This window comes from Enterobacter cloacae complex sp. P47BA (assembly GCF_014930485.1).
Classification (GTDB): Bacteria; Pseudomonadota; Gammaproteobacteria; order Enterobacterales; family Enterobacteriaceae; genus Enterobacter; species Enterobacter bugandensis.
The window spans coordinates 98,411-113,408 of the sequence record NZ_JADBRF010000001.1; the positions used below are offsets into that span (position 1 = coordinate 98,411).

14 protein-coding genes are annotated in these 14,998 nt (G+C 55.2%); 7 read left to right on the forward strand and 7 right to left on the reverse strand.

Annotated features, from left to right (window positions below; genetic code table 11):
* Window positions 1–182: 182 nt before the first annotated feature.
* On the reverse strand, window positions 183–3,707 hold the full coding sequence (nifJ, locus tag IM299_RS00480) for a pyruvate:ferredoxin (flavodoxin) oxidoreductase (RefSeq protein ID WP_193356822.1): 3,525 nt from the start codon (window positions 3,705–3,707) through the stop codon (window positions 183–185).
* A gap of 271 nt (window positions 3,708–3,978) precedes the next feature.
* Between nifJ and IM299_RS00485 the strand changes: the two genes are divergently transcribed.
* Window positions 3,979–4,245, forward strand: coding sequence for a DUF333 domain-containing protein (locus IM299_RS00485; RefSeq protein ID WP_028013313.1), 267 nt, complete (start codon window positions 3,979–3,981; stop codon window positions 4,243–4,245).
* Here the strand turns inward: IM299_RS00485 and hslJ are convergent, their stop codons facing one another.
* The 6 genes from hslJ to IM299_RS00515 all read right to left on the reverse strand — a co-directional run bounded on the left by hslJ (window position 4,246) and on the right by IM299_RS00515 (window position 8,688).
* Complete coding sequence (gene hslJ / locus IM299_RS00490; RefSeq protein WP_028013312.1) at window positions 4,246–4,683, reverse strand: heat shock protein HslJ; 438 nt, start codon at window positions 4,681–4,683, stop codon at window positions 4,246–4,248.
* A 126-nt stretch (window positions 4,684–4,809) separates the two neighbouring features.
* Window positions 4,810–4,938 carry a DUF2474 domain-containing protein gene (locus IM299_RS00495; protein WP_008501283.1) on the reverse strand — a complete coding sequence of 43 codons (129 nt, stop codon included), beginning with the start codon at window positions 4,936–4,938 and terminating at the stop codon, window positions 4,810–4,812.
* Window positions 4,938–5,948 (reverse strand): cytochrome d ubiquinol oxidase subunit II, encoded by a 1,011-nt coding sequence (gene cydB / locus IM299_RS00500; protein ID WP_059357628.1) that lies wholly within the window; start codon window positions 5,946–5,948, stop codon window positions 4,938–4,940. The genes IM299_RS00495 and cydB overlap by 1 nt, the downstream gene beginning before the upstream one ends.
* Window positions 5,948–7,348 carry a cytochrome ubiquinol oxidase subunit I gene (locus IM299_RS00505; RefSeq protein WP_048956128.1) on the reverse strand — a complete coding sequence of 467 codons (1,401 nt, stop codon included), beginning with the start codon at window positions 7,346–7,348 and terminating at the stop codon, window positions 5,948–5,950. The genes cydB and IM299_RS00505 overlap by 1 nt, the downstream gene beginning before the upstream one ends.
* 381 nt (window positions 7,349–7,729) lie before the next feature.
* On the reverse strand, window positions 7,730–8,209 hold the full coding sequence (locus IM299_RS00510) for a DUF2778 domain-containing protein (protein WP_072058755.1): 480 nt from the start codon (window positions 8,207–8,209) through the stop codon (window positions 7,730–7,732).
* On the reverse strand, window positions 8,206–8,688 hold the full coding sequence (locus IM299_RS00515; protein WP_193356823.1) for an Hcp family type VI secretion system effector: 483 nt from the start codon (window positions 8,686–8,688) through the stop codon (window positions 8,206–8,208). Before IM299_RS00515 ends, IM299_RS00510 begins: the two co-directional genes overlap by 4 nt.
* A 426-nt stretch (window positions 8,689–9,114) precedes the next feature.
* On the opposite strand from IM299_RS00515, the gene IM299_RS00520 reads away from it, so the two are divergent.
* The 6 genes from IM299_RS00520 to IM299_RS00545 all read left to right on the forward strand — a co-directional run bounded on the left by IM299_RS00520 (window position 9,115) and on the right by IM299_RS00545 (window position 14,984).
* On the forward strand, window positions 9,115–9,303 hold the full coding sequence (locus IM299_RS00520) for a hypothetical protein (protein WP_028013309.1): 189 nt from the start codon (window positions 9,115–9,117) through the stop codon (window positions 9,301–9,303).
* 82 nt (window positions 9,304–9,385) lie between these two features.
* Window positions 9,386–10,795 (forward strand): PLP-dependent aminotransferase family protein, encoded by a 1,410-nt coding sequence (locus IM299_RS00525; RefSeq protein ID WP_045630501.1) that lies wholly within the window; start codon window positions 9,386–9,388, stop codon window positions 10,793–10,795.
* Between the two features lie 270 nt (window positions 10,796–11,065).
* The gene (gene ydcS, locus IM299_RS00530) at window positions 11,066–12,211 is read left to right on the forward strand and encodes a putative ABC transporter substrate-binding protein YdcS (RefSeq protein WP_041909761.1); all 1,146 of its coding nucleotides are present in this window, start codon (window positions 11,066–11,068) and stop codon (window positions 12,209–12,211) included.
* Between the two features lie 17 nt (window positions 12,212–12,228).
* Window positions 12,229–13,242 (forward strand): ABC transporter ATP-binding protein, encoded by a 1,014-nt coding sequence (locus IM299_RS00535; RefSeq protein WP_028013306.1) that lies wholly within the window; start codon window positions 12,229–12,231, stop codon window positions 13,240–13,242.
* A gap of 1 nt (window position 13,243) precedes the next feature.
* Window positions 13,244–14,188 carry an ABC transporter permease gene (locus IM299_RS00540; protein WP_041909766.1) on the forward strand — a complete coding sequence of 315 codons (945 nt, stop codon included), beginning with the start codon at window positions 13,244–13,246 and terminating at the stop codon, window positions 14,186–14,188.
* A complete protein-coding gene (locus IM299_RS00545; protein WP_193356824.1) occupies window positions 14,178–14,984 on the forward strand; it encodes an ABC transporter permease in 807 nt (268 codons plus the stop codon). Before IM299_RS00540 ends, IM299_RS00545 begins: the two co-directional genes overlap by 11 nt.
* The last annotated feature ends 14 nt before the right edge of the window (window positions 14,985–14,998 follow it).

Genomic DNA, 14,998 nt, shown 5'->3' on the forward strand with positions numbered 1-14,998 from the left:
ATTGGTGATTAAATCAGGTAATCTCTGCGGCGTTATATGCCTTTAAGATTATTTATCCATAATTATTGTGAATGTCATTTGGGAAACTAAAGAGAGATTCATAAATTATCTGGATCTGCCCGGTGTGAAAACACCGGGTTTTTTTATGCCAAAAAAATGCCCGGACAAGCCGGGCAGTGGAGTTAGTCGCTGATTGATTTTTCGGCTTTACCCGCCATTTGTGCCAGGAAGTCATACCGTTTTTGCAGATCTTCGGCGGCGTCTTTCCAGAGCTGTTCTGCCACCTCAGGCTGTTGCGCATTCAGACGGCGGAAGCGCTGTTCCTGCATCAGCGTCTCTGCCAGGGCATCTGACGGCGGACGTGAATCCAGCGCCAGCGGTAATTTGCCCTCGTCCGCACGGCGCGGATCGAACCGGTAGAGCGGCCAGAATCCGGTGGCCGTCAGCTGACGCATCTGATCGTGGCTGAGGGCCAGGTCGTAGCCATGCTCTTCGCACGGGCTGTAGGCGATGATCAGCGACGGCCCCGGATACGCTTCAGCCTCCTGAATGGCTTTCACCGTCTGGTTAAGCTGCGCCCCCAGCGAGATTTGCGCGACGTAAACGTGGCCGTACATCATCATGCTCACGCCGAGATCCTTACGTGCCTTGCGTTTACCGTGTTCACCAAATTTCGTGACGGCGCCCAGCGGCGTGGCTTTCGATGCCTGCCCACCGGTATTGGAATAACACTGCGTATCCAGAACCAGAATGTTGACGTTTTCGGTCAGGCTTAACACATGATCCAGCCCGCCAAAGCCGATGTCGTAAGCCCAGCCGTCACCGCCAATCAGCCAGATCGATTTTTCGACCAGGGCGTCAGCGTCGGTCAGAAGCTGTTCAGCGCCGTCAATTCCCTTGAGTGCGCTGCGAAGTGCAGCTACCTGCTCGCGACGAACCTCTGGCGTGGCTTCTGCGTGTAGCGCCGCGTTAAGTTCAGCCGGGATCTTATCGGCAAATTGTTCAAGCAGGCGCATCACACGCGCGCGGTGCTGGTCAACGGTGAGTCGGAAGCCCAGGCCAAACTCGGCATTATCCTCGAACAGGGAGTTTGCCCATGCCGGACCGCGCCCATTCGCATCGGTGGTGTACGGCGTGGAGGGCAGGTTACCGCCATAAATAGACGAACAGCCGGTGGCGTTGGCAATCAGCATCCTGTCACCGTACAACTGTGTAAGCAGCTTAATATACGGCGTTTCACCGCAGCCGGAGCAGGCGCCGGAGTACTCGAACAGCGGCGTGATCAGCTGCGAGGTACGAATATCAATGCGTTCCAGCTTGCTGCGATCGATTTCCGGCAGGTTCAGGAAGAAGTCATAATTCACTTTTTCTTCTTCAACGTGTTCAAGGCGCGACATCATATTGATGGCTTTGATGTCCGGGTTCTGGCGATCTTTTGCCGGGCAGACCTCAACGCACAGGTTACACCCGGTGCAGTCTTCCGGTGCGACCTGCAGAACGTATTTCTGGCCGCGCATGTCGCGGGATTTTACATCCAGAGAGTGCAGGCTGGCCGGGGCATCTTCCATTGCTTCCGGTGACACCACTTTGGCGCGAATGGCCGAGTGCGGGCAGGCCGCGACGCAGTGGTTACACTGGGTACAGAGTTCTTCTTTCCAGATGGGGATCGCTTCGGCGATGTTGCGTTTTTCCCAGCGGGTGGTGCCCATCGGCCAGGTTCCGTCCGGCGGCAGCGCAGAGACGGGCAGGGCGTCACCCAGCCCGGCCAGCATGGCGGCCGTGACGGTCTTCACGAAATCAGGTGCGGAATCCGAGACCACCGGAGGGCGATTCGGGCTGGCGTCATTGACCGGCTGCAGCGGCACCTCGAACAGCGACTCGCGCGCCAGCGCCAGCGCCTGCCAGTTTCGCTCTACCAGCTCCTGCCCCTTGCTGCTGTAGCTTTTGGCGATGGCGCCCTGAAGTTCCACCAGCGCGCTGTCACCCTGCAGGATATTGGTCAGATGGAAGAAGGCCATTTGCATGACGGTATTAATACGCGCGGCCAGGCCACATTCGCGGGCAATTTTCGCCGCGTTAACCACATAGAATCGGGCTTTTTTCTGATTCAGCACCGTCTGTACTTCCTGCGGCAGGCGCGCCCAGACCTCATCCGCATTGTATGGCGTATTGAGGAGGAAAATACCGCCGGGCTTCAGGCGCTCAGCCATCTGGTACTTGTCGATAAACTGCAGTTGATGGCAGCCTACAAAGTCGGCCTGAGAAATCAGGTAGGCCGAGCGGATGGGCTGCTCGCTGACGCGCAGGTGAGAAACGGTCAGACCGCCGGCTTTCTTGGAGTCGTAGACGAAGTAACCCTGCGCGTACCACGGGGTTGAATTGCCGATGATCTTGATGTTGTTTTTGGTGGCCGAGACGCTGCCGTCGCTGCCCAGGCCGTAGAACAGCGCTTCAAGTTTGGCTGTTGCAGGCAGGGTATTTTCCGGTAAAGGCAGGGAAAGATTCGTTACGTCATCATAAATGCCGACCGTGAAACGCGGCTTGGGTTTTGCTTCCCTTAGCTCGTTAAACACGGCCAGCACGCAGTCCGGGCCAAACTCTTTGGAAGACAGGCCATAGCGACCGCCGATAACGCGCGGTAGCGTTTCACGTTCGCCGTTATTAAAGGCTTCAGCTAGGGCGGTCATCACGTCAAGATACAGCGGTTCCGCGTGTGCGCCCGGCTCTTTGGTTCGATCGAGCACCGCCACGGTACGCGCGCTTTCTGGCAGGGCAGAGAGCAGATGTTTAGCCGAGAACGGGCGGTAAAGACGCACTTTAAGCACGCCGACCTTTTCGCCGCGGGTCAGCAGCTCGTCGACCACCTCTTCACAGGTGCCGATAGCAGATCCCATCAGCACAATCACGCGCTCGGCCAGCGGATGGCCGTAGTATTCGAACGGTTTGTACTCCCGTCCGGTTGCGGCGGCAAAGTCATTCATTGCCTGCTCGACGTGGTCATAAACCGCGTTGTACCACGGGTTTGTGGCTTCGCGTGACTGGAAATAAGTATCCGGGTTTGCCGATGTCCCGCGAATTACCGGATGTTCCGGGTTCAGGGCGCGGGCGCGATGCGCGTCAATTTCCGCCTGCGGCAGCAGATCCAGGATAGTCTCGTCCGCCAGCGGGACGATTTTGTTGATTTCGTGAGAGGTACGGAAACCATCAAAGAAGTGAATAAACGGAACGCGACTTTTAAGCGTGGCGATATGCGAAATTAAGGCAAAGTCCTGCGCTTCCTGAACGCTGCTGGCGCACAGCATCGCGCACCCGGTCTGGCGCACGGCCATCACGTCCGAGTGATCGCCAAAAATTGAGAGTGCGTGGGTGGCCACCGTACGCGCCGCGACGTGCAGGACGAAGGGGGTCAGTTGACCCGCGAGTTTGTACAGCGTTGGGATCATCAACAGCAATCCCTGAGAGGAGGTGAACGAGGTGGAAAGCGCGCCAGTCTGCAGCGCACCGTGGACCGTAGCAATCGCACCCGCTTCAGACTGCATTTCAACCACTCTCGGGACATCGCCCCAGACGTTTTTTAACCCGTTTCCCGCCCAGGCATCCGCCTGCTCGGCCATAGTTGAACTTGGCGTGATCGGATAGATGGCGATAACTTCACTGGTGCGAAACGCGACTGAGGCAACTGCACCATTACCGTCAATAGTTTGCATAGGACGACACCCTTACATTGCGCAAAAAATAGGGGGCTGTCATAAGGCGACAAACCCTGAATATTATCTGTGTAGTCTAGCAAATAGGGGGTTTTACGATTTTCGCTTTTGTGTCCTCGGTATTCCCACCATCAATGGTTAGATCAAACTTAGGGCGAAAAAATTGCGAGAAATTGTTTCAGCGGAGCATAAATACGCACTTCCGCTCTCGACGACACGAGATGTGATGCCTATTATGCTTAGGTTTCGCACTAATTACGGGGAAGAGAGCATGCGTTCAGCATTTTGGGTAGGGTGTGCCGCGTTGTTGTTGTCGGCATGTAGCAGTGAACCTGTGCAGCAGGCCACGGCGGCCCACGTGGCGCCGGGAATGAAAGCGGCAATGTCCAGTTCAGGCCAGGCCAACTGCGCCATGATTGGCGGCTCGCTGTCTGTTGCCCGCCAGCTTGATGGTTCGGCTATTGGGATGTGCGCCTTGCCAAACGGCAAACGCTGCAGTGAACAGTCGCTTGCCGTTGGAAGCTGCGGTAGCTACTGATTATTCTGCTCGCTTAAACATCAGCGTCTTATCGGCCGTCGCCAGCGTCAGCTGGTCTTCAGTCAGGTCGACCTGCGCCCCTTTGCGCAGCATGTCGCCGATGGCCTGATCCAGCTCGTTAAGCTGTGGTTCGGTACAAAGTTTGCGTGTCATCGCCAGCGTTTTCACTTTCAGCTCACCTTCGGACAGCTTCCCCTGCCCGTTGAAGCGGTTACACATCTGGCCCGAAACGCTAATGTTATCAATGAGGCTAATGTCGGGAAGCGCGTTAAAAGCGATCTCAGGCTGCGTTGTCATGCCCTTCACTGATTTGCCGTCCACGTTTTCCAGAACAAAACGGTGGCTCTTCAGCTGATCCGGCTGAACGGATGCTTTGCCCGGATTAACGCAGCCGCTGAGGACAAGGCTGATAACACTTAACGCGATGAGCTTTTTCATTTTTCTTCTCAAATAATAAATTCTGTGAATCTTTTACCAGTGTAACGATACTCTGCGGTGCGTTAATGGGGTTTATCTGAAAGTGCGGGGTGGTGCCGGGCAGCGCAGGGCTGCCCGGAATGAAGTTTAATGCGATTTAAACCCGGCAGCCGTCATCAGCATGCGAAAGAGCATGCTGACTGCTGCCAGCGCAAGTACGCTGCCGCCCCAGATAATGGCCAGCCACAGCAATCTTTTCCAGACAGGTTGTTGCATCAGTGATAACCCTCCCCAGGCTGAACTTTGCCGCGAAATACGTAGTAGCTCCAGAAGGTGTAGACCAGAATAACGGGAATGATCAACAGCGCGCCCACCAGCATAAAGCCCTGGCTTTGCGTCGGCGCGGCGGCCTGCCACAGGGTGATCGACGGCGGTATGATATGCGGCCAGATGCTGATCCCAAGCCCGCTAAAACCGAGAAATATTAGCCCCAGCGTCAGAATAAACGGTCGAGCATGGCTGTCAGGATTACTCAGGCAGCGCCACTGGTAGAAGCTAAACATGACGACCAGGGCAGGGACTGGCAGCAGATAAAACAGATTCGGCAGCGTAAACCAGCGCGCCGCGATGGCCGGGTGCGCCAGCGGCGTCCAGAGGCTGATCGCTGCGATAAACGCCAGCAGCACGATTAACAGCGTTTTCGACACCTCACGCATCCGCTGCTGCAGCGTATTTTCGCTTTTCATCACCAGCCAGGTTGAGCCTAACAGCGCGTAGGCCACCACCAGACCCGCGCCGCAGAACAGGTTAAACGCGGTAAACCAGTCAAACGGTCCGCCGGTATACGTTCTGCCAGTGACGCTAAAGCCGTTAATGACGGCACCTACCGTCACGCCCTGGGTAAAGGTCGCCAGAACGGAACCGCCAATAAACGCCTTATCCCAGAAAGGACGGTGGGCCGGAGTGGCTTTAAAGCGAAATTCAAACGCCACGCCGCGGAATATAAGTCCGATCAGCATTAACGTCAGCGGAATGGTCAGAGCATCAACAATCACCGCATAGGCCAGTGGGAATGCACCGAACAGGGCGGCACCGCCGAGCACCAACCAGGTCTCATTGCCGTCCCAGACCGGTGCGACGCTGTTGACCATCACGTCGCGATCGTCGGCGTTTTGTGTTGCCGGGAACAGAATACCGATTCCCAGATCAAACCCGTCCATGACGATATACATCAGCGTGGCAAAGACGATGATGACAAACCAGATAATGGAAAGATCGATACCCATTATGGCTGCTCCTTATGTTCAGCTGTGACGGCAGAAAGCGGGCGCGCCGGGCGTCCATCGGACTCGGTGGCGAACGATTCATGCGGCTGCGGGCCTTTTCGGATGAGGCGCACCATATAGCTATAGCCCACGCCGAATACCGAGGTATAGACGACGAAGAAGGCCAGCAGGCTCACGCTCATATGCAGGTCACCATGGGCTGAAACCGCATCCTTTGTTCGCTGGAGTCCGTAGACCACCCACGGCTGGCGGCCGACTTCGGTGGTAACCCATCCGGCCAGAATGGCAATCAGCCCGGATGGCCCCATCAGCAGCGCAAACCACAGGAACGGACGCGAAGAATAAACCCGCTTTTTATAACGCAGCCAAAGCGCCACTACCCCAAGCAGCAGCATCAGCATCCCTAAACCCGCCATAATGCGGAACGACCAGAAGACGATGGTGGAATTAGGACGGTCTTCCTTTGGAAACTCTTTTAGCGCAGGGACCTGTTTATCCAGGCTGTGCGTCAGGATGAGGCTACCCAGCGCCGGGATCGCTAGTCCAAAGCGGGTACGCTCCTGCTCCATGTCCGGCCAGCCAAACAGCAGCAGCGGGGTAGGCTCGCCCGGCGGGTTTTCCCAATGGCCTTCAATAGCGGCAATCTTGGCGGGCTGATGCTTTAAGGTGTTTAACCCGTGCATATCGCCAACCAGGGCCTGGATGGGTGCAACAATCAGCGTCATCCACAGCGCCATCGAAAACATCGCCCGAATGGCAGGGGTATTATTCCTGCGCAGCAGATGCCATGCTGCGGATGCACCGACAAACAGGGCGCTACTCAGGAATGCCGCAATCGACATATGCAGCAGGCGGTAGGGGAAGGAGGGGTTAAATACCACGGCGAACCAGTCCACCGGTACCACCTGTCCGTTGACGATTTCGTAGCCTTGCGGGGTCTGCATCCAGCTGTTCGAGGAGAGGATCCAGAAGGTTGAGATAATGGTGCCCAGCGCCACCATGCAGGTGGAGAAGAAGTGCAGCCCTGGCCCCACTTTATTCCAGCCGAACAGCATCACGCCGAGGAACCCGGCTTCGAGGAAGAAGGCGGTAAGCACTTCATAGGTCAGCAGCGGGCCGGTAATGCTGCCCGCAAATTGCGAAAAGCCGCTCCAGTTGGTGCCAAACTGGTAGGCCATCACCAGCCCGGAGACCACGCCCATGCCAAAGTTGACGGCAAAAATCTTCGACCAGAAATGGTACAGCGAGCGCCAGACCGGATTTTTTGTTTTCAGCCACAGCCCTTCGAGCACGGCCAGGTAGCTGGCCAGGCCGATGGTGATGGCCGGGAAAATAATGTGAAAGGATACGGTAAAGGCAAACTGTATCCGCGCAAGGTGAAAAGCATCTAAACCAAACATGCAAAACTCCGCGATGTAATTATGTCGATGCCATTCTAAGCCGCGCCAGCGCTGGGTTGCAGAGACAGACCTGGGTTATTTATCTATAACAGTTTTCTTGCCTGCCTTTGCTTTATATTGCTGGGCGGCAATATTTCTGCCCAAGGGAGGTTCATTTTCGTAATGCCCAGAGGTAAATCAACATGGCATTGAGCAAAAATGAGAAGATGAAAAGCAACAGTGTATAGCTTTCACTCCATTCAAGTTCAGTCATAAAGCCAAAATGTCTGGTGAAGAGATGATAAAGTAATACATCAGGCATGAAGTAACATACAAGTGAGTAAATAACAAACAGCATCAATGTTTCAACAACCCAGGTCAGGGTATGCTTTTTTGCATTCATCAATATACCTGTATTGTTCCAAGTGCATCTAACCCAGCAGTAACTTTAAACGTGCCGGATGCCAGTAGACCATGCATCAGAATTCTGTAATGGGAGTGATTTGGCAACGTAATACATCCATTGCTAATCCCAGATTGTCCCGCCGGGTGTAACCGGAAAGAACCACGCTCAACGTTATTGATAAAAGTTCTGTCGTCAATGTGAGTATCGTGGCGGTAAAGAGCAAACCAAAAGTCACGGTTTGATCCGCTTTCTAACCCTTTAATTGCGTCATGCCAGTGAGTACCAAAACCGCCTCGTGGACGTGTCACGATATAATAGAGTCCTGGGGGTAAGGGGCCCACCTCAGGAGTCGCAACGGCATTAGGATTATTTCTGTTATGCCCGGAATTTCCAGAATATGCGGGGAAAAAGCCTAAGCCGGGGCAACTCAAAGTGGAAAGCTGATAGCCGTTCAAATGAAAAGTGCACCGAATCATCTGTCTTTCCACTCGTCAGAAAAAATAATATTACCGTCACAGTGTTTCCAGGTTATTTTTTCGTAACGCAGGGCGATACTTTCCAGATGGTTATGCTTCTCCGTTGCCGGGTTTTTAATGTCATGCATGAGTGGACATATAGAGACGACTTTGACATTTTCTAGCTGCATATTGAAGTATTCAACTTCCTGCCCGGAATCGTTGATCTTATACCATTTAAATTCAGCCCCTTTCAGCGTCTGACCTTTTGCAACGGCTTTGTAGAGATAGGGACTTGATCTGTCGAATTCTTTCTCAAAAACGAGAGCTGAATGAATACGAGTACCAGTAATTTTCCCCGTCATGTTATCTGTTGGTAGATGCAGACCATGACTAAATCCCAACACCTCGATACTGTCCTCACGATCTTGTACATCGACAGCGCCTTTGATATCTACTCCACCGTCGTCTTTTAGCCACAGGTATGCTGGAATGGCCATCTTAAACTCCTTTTTTCTTTCACAGTTCGTATACCGAATGAATGTTAATACTCCCAATGTGTTATGGTGATTAGACAAAAAATGCCATGCAAAATATTTATATTTCATTGATTTATAAATGTTTTTCTAGATATTGGTCCCGCTAATATTTTGTGCCGTATTAAGCGTTTCTGAATAAAAACACTATTTTTATGAATTTTAGGCATTAAACCGCTTGCTTTGTCGTCATCGCCGTGCGTTAATGGTCTTCTGGTTTTGAGTCCAAAAAAATATCTGACGTAGTTTCATAAAGCAGTTCTCATCACGTTGTGCCTCTCCGCAGCCTCTCTTGGGTCTTTATCTACATTCCGATTAGTTTTGTTTAAAACCATTATTGCCTGATCGGCTCATGAGTAATTTACGTTTTTACGTTCACAGGAGAATCCTATGACTTCTTATATCCATTTCCGCTGCCCATGCTGTCATGGCTCGCAGTACCGTACCTCAGTCTTTGATGTATCTGAGAAAAACCCGCTCGGTGCGAAATGCATCTTTTGCAAATCGTCAATGATCACGCTCGATCACCTGGCCGCTGCGCGTCAGGCGCAAAGCCACGTTACCGAGTACCGTAAGTAATTTTTACTTAAACTATAACAGATTAGCAAAATCTTCTCTTTTTCTCCTGCTGATATACACTGTCGGCAATAAGGAGAATCTGATGAAAAAATACCAGCGTCTGGCGCAACAAATTATCTCGCAGATTGAGCTTGGCGTTTGGCTGCCGGGCGATAAGCTGCCTTCCCTGCGAGAGCAGGTGGCAAGCAGCGGCATGAGCTTTATGACCGTTGGCCACGCGTATCAGATGCTGGAAAGTCAGGGGCGCATTGTCGCCAGGCCGCAGTCGGGCTATTACGTTGCCTCGCGCCCGACCGCACAACAGCCTGCGCCGCCTGCCCAGGTAATGCGTGATGAAGCGGTAGATATCAACACCTATATCTTCGAGGTCTTACAGGCCAGCCGCGATCCGTCCGTTGTTCCTTTCGCCTCCGCGTTTCCCGACCCCCGGCTTTTCCCGCTTCAGCAGCTCAACCGCTCGCTGGCAAACGTCAGTAAAACCGCTACCGCAATGAGTGTGATTGAGAACCTGCCGCCCGGTAACGCTGAACTCCGTCACGCCATTGCGCGCCGTTATGCGCAGCAGGGGATGAACATCTCGCCGGACGAGATCGTCATTACCGCAGGCGCCCTTGAGGCCCTCAACCTGAGTTTGCAGGCGGTGTCGGAGCCAGGAGACTGGGTGATTGTTGAAAACCCGTGTTTTTACGGCGCGCTGCAGGCGCTGGAGCGTCTGAAGCTAAAAGCGCTGTCGGTCGCCACAGACGTCCGGGAGGGGATCGATCTGAATGCGCTGGAGCAGGCGCTGAACGACTACCCCGTAAAAGCCTGCTGGCTCATGACCAACGGCCAAAACCCGCTTGGCTTCACGCTGAGTGCGGAAAAAAAAGCGCGTCTGGTCTCGCTCCTGACGAAGCACAACGTCACTTTGATCGAGGACGATGTCTACAGCGAGCTCTATTTTGGTCGCGAAAAACCGCTTCCGGCCAAAGCCTGGGATCGGGTAGATATGACGCTTCACTGCTCTTCCTTTTCAAAATGCCTGGTGGCGGGGTTTCGCATCGGCTGGGTGGCGGCAGGAAAACACGCGCGCCGCATTCAGCAGCTGCAGCTGATGAGCACGCTTTCAACCAGTTCCCCCATGCAGCTGGCGCTGGTGGACTACCTGGCGACAAAACGCTACGACGCCCATCTGCGCCGCCTGCGACGAACCCTCGCCGAGCGAAAACAACAGGCCTGGCAGTCACTTCTGCGCCATATGCCCGCCGGCGTCAAAATCCACCACAACGACAGCGGCTACTTTTTATGGCTGGAGCTACCTGCGCGGCTGGACGCGGGGCTGCTGAGCGAAAAGGCCTTAACGCACCACATCAGCATTGCGCCGGGAAAGATGTTTTCCACCTCTGACGCGTGGACGCCGTTCTTCCGGTTTAATACGTCCTGGGCGTGGGGCGAGCGGGAAGAGCAGGCGGTCATTCAGTTAGGTAAATTAATTAGCACAATGATGGAATAACTTTTCCCCTTTATTTAAATAATCATTTCTTATCCTGACGACGGCACGGCAAATATTTTGCGGTGCCGTATCATATGAAATCTGCATACCGGCTTTCGCGGCTAACTCCTTGTCTATAATCCAGTTAACGGGGAATGCGTCCTCGGTCACACCTTGATGAAATTTCCTTAAGCCGAACGGTGCGGCGCATTTGCGCGGTCTACGTTTAATAAGGGAGATATTTTTACGGCACGGCTGCCGCTAAATTTCATTGCGACAGGAGTAACTCTTATGAGCAAAAAATTTGCCCGCAGCAGCCTGTGCGCGCTCGGCATGACTATCATGACCGTGCAAGCCGCAGAACCACCAAAGGCCATTGGCGACGGGGAAGGCCGACTGGATATTATCGCCTGGCCGGGGTACATCGAACGCGGACAGACGGATAAAAATTATGACTGGGTTACCCAGTTTGAAAAAGAGACCGGCTGCGCGGTCAACGTTAAAACGGCGGCCACGTCCGATGAAATGGTCAGCCTGATGGCGAAGGGAGGTTACGACCTTGTCACCGCGTCAGGTGATGCCTCGCTCCGCCTGATTATGGGAAAACGCGTTCAGCCGATTAACCCGGAACTGATCCCCAACTGGAAAACCCTTGACCCGCGCATCGTGAAGGGCGAGTGGTTTAACGTGGGCGGCAAGGTCTACGGCACGCCGTATCAGTGGGGGCCCAATCTGTTGATGTACAACACCAAAACCTTCCCGACGCCGCCGGACAGCTGGAGCGTGGTCTTTACGAAGCAGGATCTGCCGGACGGCAAAACCAATCAGGGACGCGTGCAGGCATACGACGGCCCGATTTATATCGCCGATGCGGCGCTGTTCGTCAAAGCCACTCAGCCGCAGCTGGGTATTAGCGACCCGTATCAGCTCACTGAAGAACAGTATGCCGCCGTGCTCAAGGTACTTCGCGACCAGCATGCCCTGATCCACCGCTACTGGCATGACACCACCGTCCAGATGAGCGACTTCAAAAATGAAGGCGTCGTGGCCTCCAGCGCCTGGCCGTATCAGGCGAATGCCCTGAAGGGCGAGAACCAGCCCGTTGCCACCGTCTTCCCGAAAGAGGGGGTGACCGGCTGGGCGGATACCACCATGCTGCATGCGCAGGCAAAACACCCGATGTGCGCCTACAAGTGGATGAACTGGTCGCTCACGCCGAAAGTGCAGGGCGATCTGGCGGCATGGTTTGGCTCGCTGCCCGTCGTGCCTGAAGGCTGTAAGGCCAGCACGCTGCTGGGTGACAAGGGCTGTGAAACCAACGGTTATAACTATTTTGACAAAATCATGTTCTGGAAAACCCCCATCGCAGAAGGCGGAAAATATGTGCCTTACAGCCGCTGGACTCAGGATTACATCGCCATCATGGGTGGCCGTTAATCATCCGGGAGCAGAACATGACGTACGCGGTAGAGTTTAATGACGTTTCCCGTCTGTACGGTGACGTGCGGGCGGTGGATGGGGTCACCATTGCCGTTCGTGACGGAGAATTCTTCTCCATGCTGGGGCCTTCGGGCTCCGGCAAAACCACCTGCCTGCGTCTGATTGCCGGCTTTGAGCAGCTGTCAGGCGGCACGATATCTATCTTTGGCAAAGAGGCGAGCGCGCTGCCGCCGTGGGAGCGGGACGTGAACACCGTATTCCAGGATTACGCGCTGTTCCCGCATATGTCGATCCTCGATAACGTCGCCTACGGGCTGATGGTGAAAGGCGTCGACAAGAAAAAACGCCACGCGCAGGCTCGCGACGCGCTGGAAAAAGTGGGCTTAAGCTTTGCCGTCGCCCGCAAGCCTTCGCAGCTTTCCGGAGGCCAGCGCCAGCGTGTGGCCATCGCGCGGGCGCTGGTGAATGAACCGCGCGTCCTGCTGCTCGACGAGCCGTTAGGCGCGCTCGATCTCAAGCTGCGGGAACAGATGCAGTTCGAGCTGAAGAAACTTCAGCAGGAACTCGGCATCACCTTTATTTTCGTCACCCACGATCAGGGTGAAGCCCTCTCCATGTCGGACCGGGTGGCGGTGTTCAATAACGGGCGCATCGAGCAGGTCGATACCCCGCGCGATCTCTACATGCGCCCGCGCACGCCGTTTGTCGCCGGTTTTGTCGGCACCTCGAACGTCTTCGATGCAGGCCTTGCGCATAAAGTCTGCGGCATGGAGGGCAGCTATTCCCTGCGTCCGGAACATATCCGCCTGAATGAGGGGGGTGAGGTTCAGGTGCAGGGCGTCGTCCAGGCCGTTCAGTATCAGGGGGCTGCTACGCGCCTTGAGCTCAGGCTCGCCGACGGTGCCAAACTGCTGGTGAGCCAGGCCAATCTCAGTGATTTCTCGCCGCTAAGCGGCATTGCGCCGGGGCAGGCCGTCACGGCGTCGTGGTCGCGCGAGGCGATGATTCGCCTGCAGGAGGAGAGGTGAAATGGCTATGAGTGTCGCGCACCCTCCAGCCCCGCGCGGCCGCATAAGCCGCATTACGTCACTGTTCTGGCGTAAACCATCGCTCGGACTGTTCCTGCTTCTGCTTGCACCGCTGATGTGGTTTGGCATTGTCTATTTAGGATCGCTGCTGACCCTTTTGTGGCAGGGTTTTTACACCTTTGACGATTTCACCATGGCGGTCACGCCGGATCTGACCCTGGCGAACATTCTGGCGCTCTTCAACCCGGCAAACTACGACATCATCCTGCGCACGTTAACGATGGCGATTGCGGTGACGATTGCCAGCGCAATTCTGGCGTTCCCGATGGCCTGGTACATGGCGCGATACACCCGAGGTAAGTGGAAAGCGTTTTTCTATATCGCCGTGATGCTGCCAATGTGGGCGAGCTACATCGTCAAAGCCTACGCCTGGACGCTGCTGCTGGCGAAGGACGGCGTGGCACAGTGGTTCCTCAATCACCTGGGGCTGGAGCCGCTCCTGACCTCGATCCTTACGCTACCCGCGGTAGGCGGCAACACCTTATCCACCTCCGGGCTGGGGCGGTTTCTGGTCTTCGTCTATATCTGGCTGCCGTTTATGATCCTGCCCGTTCAGGCGGCGCTGGAACGTCTGCCGGCTTCGCTGCTGCAGGCCTCAGCCGATCTCGGCGCGCGCCCGCGCCAGACCTTCCGCTATGTCGTTCTGCCGCTGGCTATACCGGGTATTGCCGCGGGTTCAATCTTCACCTTTTCCCTGACGCTGGGGGATTTCATCGTACCGCAGCTGGTCGGGCCGCCGGGGTTTTTCATCGGTAACATGGTCTACTCCCAGCAGGGGGCGATCGGCAATATGCCCATGGCCGCCGCGTTCACGCTGGTTCCCATCGTGCTGATTTCACTCTATCTGGCGTTCGTGAAGCGTCTGGGAGCATTCGATGCACTCTGAACGCGCACCGCTGTTCCTGAAAGTGGCAGCGTGGGGAGGCGTCATCTTCCTGCACTTCCCGCTGCTGATTATCGCAGTCTATGCCTTTAATACCGAAGATGCTGCCTACAGCTTTCCGCCTCAGGGGCTGACGCTGAAGTGGTTTACTGCGGCGGCGGGGCGCGGCGATATCATTGAATCGGTGACGTTGTCACTTCAGGTTGCCGCGCTATCCACCGCGATAGCCCTTGTGCTTGGCACGCTTGCTGCAGCGGCGCTCTGGCGAAGCGCGTTTTTTGGCAAGAATGCGATCTCTCTGCTGCTGCTGTTACCGATTGCGTTACCGGGGATCATCACCGGCCTGGCGCTGCTGACGGCTTTCAAAACGATTAACCTGGAGCCGGGGTTTTTCACCATCGTGGTTGGGCACGCCACGTTTTGCGTGGTGGTGGTCTTCAATAACGTGATTGCGCGGTTCAGACGCACCTCCTGGAGTCTGGTGGAAGCGTCGATGGATCTCGGGGCCGACGGATGGCAAACCTTCCGCTATGTGGTGCTGCCCAACCTGGGCTCCGCGCTGCTGGCCGGGGGAATGCTGGCGTTTGCCCTGTCGTTTGACGAAATTATCGTCACAACCTTTACGGCGGGACACGAACGCACGTTACCGCTGTGGTTGCTCAATCAGCTAGGCCGTCCGCGCGACGTGCCGGTCACCAACGTCGTTGCACTGCTGGTGATGCTGGTAACAACCATCCCCATTCTGGGAGCCTGGTGGCTAACCCGCGACGGCGAAAACATCGCCGGCGGCGGGAAATAACATTGATTTGAACA

Excerpts from the sequence above, each read along its gene's own strand:
- IM299_RS00485 (WP_028013313.1), top strand. The coding sequence starts at position 3,979 with ATGCGTTCAGCATTTTGGGTAGGGTGTGCCGCGTTGTTGTTGTCGGCA.
- IM299_RS00515 (WP_193356823.1), bottom strand. The coding sequence starts at position 8,688 with ATGGCCATTCCAGCATACCTGTGGCTAAAAGACGACGGTGGAGTAGAT.
- cydB (WP_059357628.1), bottom strand. The coding sequence starts at position 5,948 with ATGGGTATCGATCTTTCCATTATCTGGTTTGTCATCATCGTCTTTGCC.
- hslJ (WP_028013312.1), bottom strand. The coding sequence starts at position 4,683 with ATGAAAAAGCTCATCGCGTTAAGTGTTATCAGCCTTGTCCTCAGCGGC.
- IM299_RS00540 (WP_041909766.1), top strand. The coding sequence starts at position 13,244 with ATGGCTATGAGTGTCGCGCACCCTCCAGCCCCGCGCGGCCGCATAAGC.
- IM299_RS00520 (WP_028013309.1), top strand. The coding sequence starts at position 9,115 with ATGACTTCTTATATCCATTTCCGCTGCCCATGCTGTCATGGCTCGCAG.
- ydcS (WP_041909761.1), top strand. The coding sequence starts at position 11,066 with ATGAGCAAAAAATTTGCCCGCAGCAGCCTGTGCGCGCTCGGCATGACT.
- IM299_RS00525 (WP_045630501.1), top strand. The coding sequence starts at position 9,386 with ATGAAAAAATACCAGCGTCTGGCGCAACAAATTATCTCGCAGATTGAG.
- IM299_RS00510 (WP_072058755.1), bottom strand. The coding sequence starts at position 8,209 with ATGATTCGGTGCACTTTTCATTTGAACGGCTATCAGCTTTCCACTTTG.
- IM299_RS00505 (WP_048956128.1), bottom strand. The coding sequence starts at position 7,348 with ATGTTTGGTTTAGATGCTTTTCACCTTGCGCGGATACAGTTTGCCTTT.
- nifJ (WP_193356822.1), bottom strand. The coding sequence starts at position 3,707 with ATGCAAACTATTGACGGTAATGGTGCAGTTGCCTCAGTCGCGTTTCGC.
- IM299_RS00495 (WP_008501283.1), bottom strand. The coding sequence starts at position 4,938 with ATGCAACAACCTGTCTGGAAAAGATTGCTGTGGCTGGCCATTATCTGG.
- IM299_RS00545 (WP_193356824.1), top strand. The coding sequence starts at position 14,178 with ATGCACTCTGAACGCGCACCGCTGTTCCTGAAAGTGGCAGCGTGGGGA.
- IM299_RS00535 (WP_028013306.1), top strand. The coding sequence starts at position 12,229 with ATGACGTACGCGGTAGAGTTTAATGACGTTTCCCGTCTGTACGGTGAC.